This window comes from Legionella sp. (assembly GCF_965140895.1).
Taxonomy (GTDB): Bacteria; Pseudomonadota; Gammaproteobacteria; order Legionellales; family Legionellaceae; genus Legionella.
In genome coordinates this window covers 1-4,311 of record NZ_CBCSKT010000050.1, presented here as the reverse complement: position 1 = coordinate 4,311, position 4,311 = coordinate 1, and the positions used below count along the sequence as shown (strand labels likewise).

Genomic DNA, 4,311 nt, shown 5'->3' with positions numbered 1-4,311 from the left:
CGAGTACCGACTGCTTTCGCCTGTACTGCGGTATGGCGGATATTACCTACTTCATCATAATCGTAATCAACCCTGAGCAAGGATTTGTCTGCCTCAGGTAAATTATCGGGATTCGCACGCCGTAGGGAGGCCAGGCCTCCCAAACTGGCGTATAATCCGCAAAAAATAAGGCCTGACCCTGAGGTATCGTAGGTTCATAGATGTTTATTAATAATCTTCATTAAAACAACAAAAAAAGCCTCCGCTTCTCCCATTTACAAATGGAGGTGCTCTTCCCAACAATTTTTCAATTTGCCCTTGATTACCGATTGGCCAATCTATGGGATTAACCAACATAGTATTAGTTTTTACATCAAAAGCACCAAAGGTATCTTCGGGACAGGCATTTACCCCCTCTATTTCTTGAAATAATACTAAAGGTGATTTTTCTTTATTTTTAATGCATCTTACAAAAAAATAACTTCCTTTTTTAGTGGTATATAAAAGGCTCTCTGCTCCCTCTGCTTTTTTTCCATAAAGTTGAAACTGACGTAACGTATTGTTTTTTCCTTCAGATATTCCTATTCGAAGAAACATATCGCCACACTTTCCCATTGTTTTAGAATAAGCAAAAAAAGAAAGTCCAAAAAGAGAAGAAAAAAATATACATTTAATAAAAAAAATTTTGGGTATCATATACATCCTTAAGTTCACGATTTTTAATCTTCGTCCTCATACAATGAATTACTACAACAGAAAAAAATACGATCTTTATCTTCGTCCATTGGAAAAGGAGGTGGATAGCCAATTAATGCTTCTACCTCTGCTGAATTTCCTTTATCCCAATCCAATGGCTTGACCAAAATTTTATTTGCGCGCGGATCAAAAACTCCGTATCGATCTTCTGGTCCAGCACTACCACCACTGATTTCTTGAAAAAGCATAAGGTCTTGATTTTTTTTATTTTTTATACAAGCAGCACTCAATATTCCTCCTTGATCAGCTTGAAAAAATAACCTCTTCCTCCCGCCATTATGTTGAAAATAAAGCTTATATTTTGCCGCAAAAATATCAACTCTATTATAAGATTCAACAATGTAATTGTATTCACCACATTTTCTTTTAAATACAGTAGCCTCTGCTTTAGGCAAGAAAATAAGGAACAAGGTACATAAGGCCACACTTTTAAAAAATTTTTCTAATAGCATTTTCATACACTCTTATCATTGGGATAACATTTTTACGTGATGTAGCTAAACCTTCAGAACCAATAATTTTGGTACTATTGGAACCGTCATGGTGAAGCCTATAAATATGTTCTTCTGAAAATCCAAAACTATTTATTTTTTCTTTATTATATATGAAATAGCTTACTAAAGCTTTAGCTTGAGTATCTATATCCCATCTATTCTTCTTATTAATACCATACTCTCCTCCCGTGTCATTAATAAATTGGCCAAGCCCCGATGCAGAGGTTGTTCCCGCAGCGGCATAAGGATTAAACATTGACTCGTGATGGGCGATTGCTAATACGTGTGCAGTGTCATGTAAATTTAAATTCTTATCAATTGCTGCGGTGATGATTGCATCAACAGATTTGATCTTCAATTCGTCACTTGCGTCTCCAGCAATAGGGGAACCTGGTGTCGTTAAGTAATATGAACTAGAAGCAATATTTTTATAACGCCACCCTTTTTCTTTAACAATCAGGACATTGTAATTAATATTATATTGACCCTTAGAGTTATTTGAAACATCATTATTATCAGGGATAGGGCTATAACCCACTGGCAACTCATCAGTTAAAGGCGATTCTAATAAAAAATGCAAATCGACTAACTCCGGTGTTAATGTGCTTCCTTTAATACTCATTTGCATTTTATCATTACTCCATACGCTAGTGAATGCCTGTGGATTTGGAGTAGAGCTAAACTCATGAAGTTCATTTTTTGGAAGAATAGCACAAGACCTATCCGACTCAGGAATCGCACTATACTGCTCCTCATCAGGAATTGCACTATATTCATAAAATGGAGTGGCTATTGGTTGGGCCAGATCTCGTTTATAGCCTAATCCGAATAAATTGATTATAATAATTAGCTTATGACGTATTCATTAGATTTTCGGAAAAAAGTATTAAAAGTAAGAGCCGCAGAAGGTTTAAGTATTGAAGAAGTAGCAATCCGTTTTGGAGTAGGTAAAGCAAGCGTAATGCGTTGGCTTATTCATTTAGAACCCCCAAAGAACCGAAATAAACCTGCGACAAAAATAGATATGGAAGCCCTTAAAAAAGATGTGGAACTGCATCCAGATAGTTATCAATATGAGCGAGCTAAACGGTTTAACGTGAGCAAGACTGGGATTCGCACTGCTCTAATTCGATTAAAAATCAGCTATAAAAAAACATGGAATCACCCTAAAGCAGATGAAGAAAAGCGCTGTTCTTTTCAAAGAAGAATAGCTACTTTTCATAAGCATAAAAAAATGCAAGAACAATTAATAAAAGCAGGGATGATTTTAGAATATTTGCCTCCATATTCCCCAGATCTTAATCCTATTGAACACAAATGGGTACAAGCCAAAACTCTCCACAGAACTCTTGGATGCTCTATTGATGAGCTTTTTCAGAGTCATTGTTTATAATCAATTTATTGGGCCTAGGCTATATTGCTCTGTCTGGTAAAAGCAAAATTACCCAATGGTAAAAAGCGAAGCGTACGCTCACGATTAAAACGTATTTGCTGGGATCTGGATTATTTTTTGAGCCTTTTGTTGCTTTAAAAATGTTCATGAACAGCCCGTGGCTATCCCAGTAGTCGTACGGAAGTGCACGGGGTCAAGCCTTGAATTTTGAATTTAATCATCAATAATCACTTAATTTTACTCGATAATTTGACCCCAATGACCTGCTAAAACCATCGTTTCAATCACCATTGATATAAGGAAGTCTTCCTGTATTAACATATACATTGTTTTCTTTTGTACATTTTTTACTAATATAATGACCTGTTGGTAGGTTTTGGTATACGACTAATCAATCTCCTCGTTTATAAAATGGCAGCTCACTCCTAAAATATCTATTAAAAGGGGACTCATCTATATGAACATAAATAACCTCTTCTTTATATTTGTTTTTTAGGCAATTAAACTCTTTTAAATCTGCATAAATATCTTTATTTCCTTCTACTTCAACCGCAATAAGAGTTCGTTCTGCTATTCCACCATTTTCAGCAAGGCTAGCTTTGCAGTAATAGGCTTGATTTATCTCAGGTATGCTTGTAAAAAAAAATTTCAAGTCACTTAAAAGATCTAAAGGTTTTTCTTTAGGTTGGTACAGCATTAACTGACTCATTTACTTAGCCTCTCGTTCAATAATTTTTTCATTTCTTCAAATGAACCATACACTGACTCAATAACTTTACCATCAAATGCTTCTATGTCTCTATAAGGTAAACCAAAATCACATAAATTTTTCAGTAATTCAATGTTGCAAACTATACCTTCTTCTATCCCCTTTGCATGCTCAAATCCTTGTATAAGTTGCTCTGCAACGACATATCCTGGAAGTTCATTTGCAACAATATTTTTTAAAATATTTATAGTATCTTCAAACTGATCTAAACGGCTCATGGCATTGGCCTCCAGTCAAAAGTATTGTGTGTAAAATACTGTGTTTCACCGCCCCTTAAACGTATTTCCCATTTATACTTAAGCATTGACCAAGAGTCAGTGATATTACCAGTAGTGGATCTAAGTGCACTTATATCAGAGGTAGCAACATAACTTCTTGTTGTTCGACCTGAAGTATAGATACCAAGCTTAGCTCTATCTACACCAAAAACAGTAAAGTAATTACCGATAGGATCTTTGGGCATTTGGTGCTGCTGTAACATAGTTCCTTTCGGGATTAATTCTACGCTTACCTCCTTACTGAAATCTATGCCATCTAAATGACTATTAATTCTCTCTGATGCCCAACCACCTTTAGCATAAAATCCCCTTGCTGTCGCTCTTCCATTAAACTCAATAAAGTTTGTACTACTTTCAATTCCAGCCCTTGTTTGAGCGATATTTGCTTCTATATGAATTCGTTGGGTTGCTTTATTTGCAACCGTTCCTACTATTTCCTCAACAGCAGCCGTTTTCCCACCTAATAAACCAACCTTCGAACCAGCCTTTCCTAACCCTTTTAATGCAGTGTATGCTAATTTGCCTCCAGGCACTAATCCTAATGCGGCAAGACCTCGATTCATGGGCTCCCCAGAAAACAGCTCTTTACCAGACCATACTTCCTCCGCAGCTTTTAATTGCCCCACAATAGGAATAAAATCC

The 4,311-nt window shown here is 36.1% G+C and carries 7 protein-coding genes; 1 reads left to right on the top strand and 6 read right to left on the bottom strand.

Translation table 11 applies throughout. The features are described from left to right. Positions 1–207: 207 nt before the first annotated feature. Genes ACQY7T_RS06585 through ACQY7T_RS06575 form a run of 3 tightly spaced genes read right to left on the bottom strand, consistent with a single transcriptional unit; the run spans position 208 to position 1,857 of the window. Positions 208–675, bottom strand: coding sequence for a hypothetical protein (locus ACQY7T_RS06585; protein WP_428412159.1), 468 nt, complete (start codon positions 673–675; stop codon positions 208–210). 23 nt (positions 676–698) lie between these two features. Then, entirely contained in the window at positions 699–1,193 is a 495-nt protein-coding gene (locus tag ACQY7T_RS06580; protein WP_428412158.1) for a hypothetical protein, read from the bottom strand. Then, positions 1,165–1,857 (bottom strand): transglycosylase SLT domain-containing protein, encoded by a 693-nt coding sequence (locus ACQY7T_RS06575; protein ID WP_428412157.1) that lies wholly within the window; start codon positions 1,855–1,857, stop codon positions 1,165–1,167. Before ACQY7T_RS06575 ends, ACQY7T_RS06580 begins: the two co-directional genes overlap by 29 nt. Positions 1,858–2,082: 225 nt before the next feature. Between ACQY7T_RS06575 and ACQY7T_RS06570 the strand changes: the two genes are divergently transcribed. Continuing rightward, positions 2,083–2,622, top strand: coding sequence for an IS630 transposase-related protein (locus ACQY7T_RS06570; protein ID WP_428412156.1), 540 nt, complete (start codon positions 2,083–2,085; stop codon positions 2,620–2,622). Between the two features lie 391 nt (positions 2,623–3,013). Here the strand turns inward: ACQY7T_RS06570 and ACQY7T_RS06565 are convergent, their stop codons facing one another. The 3 genes from ACQY7T_RS06565 to ACQY7T_RS06555 all read right to left on the bottom strand — a co-directional run. Next, complete coding sequence (locus tag ACQY7T_RS06565) at positions 3,014–3,331, bottom strand: enhanced serine sensitivity protein SseB C-terminal domain-containing protein (RefSeq protein WP_428412154.1); 318 nt, start codon at positions 3,329–3,331, stop codon at positions 3,014–3,016. Beyond that, the gene (locus ACQY7T_RS06560; protein ID WP_428412153.1) at positions 3,328–3,609 is read right to left on the bottom strand and encodes a hypothetical protein; all 282 of its coding nucleotides are present in this window, start codon (positions 3,607–3,609) and stop codon (positions 3,328–3,330) included. The genes ACQY7T_RS06565 and ACQY7T_RS06560 overlap by 4 nt, the downstream gene beginning before the upstream one ends. Continuing rightward, positions 3,606–4,311: polymorphic toxin type 46 domain-containing protein (locus ACQY7T_RS06555; RefSeq protein ID WP_428412151.1), on the bottom strand; the 706-nt coding region annotated here is incomplete at its 5' end. The genes ACQY7T_RS06555 and ACQY7T_RS06560, both read right to left, overlap by 4 nt.

Coding starts and splice junctions, on each gene's coding strand:
- ACQY7T_RS06585 (WP_428412159.1), bottom strand. CDS start 675: ATGATACCCAAAATTTTTTTTATTAAATGTATATTTTTTTCTTCTCTT.
- ACQY7T_RS06580 (WP_428412158.1), bottom strand. CDS start 1,193: ATGAAAATGCTATTAGAAAAATTTTTTAAAAGTGTGGCCTTATGTACC.
- ACQY7T_RS06575 (WP_428412157.1), bottom strand. CDS start 1,857: ATGCAAATGAGTATTAAAGGAAGCACATTAACACCGGAGTTAGTCGAT.
- ACQY7T_RS06570 (WP_428412156.1), top strand. CDS start 2,083: ATGACGTATTCATTAGATTTTCGGAAAAAAGTATTAAAAGTAAGAGCC.
- ACQY7T_RS06565 (WP_428412154.1), bottom strand. CDS start 3,331: ATGAGTCAGTTAATGCTGTACCAACCTAAAGAAAAACCTTTAGATCTT.
- ACQY7T_RS06560 (WP_428412153.1), bottom strand. CDS start 3,609: ATGAGCCGTTTAGATCAGTTTGAAGATACTATAAATATTTTAAAAAAT.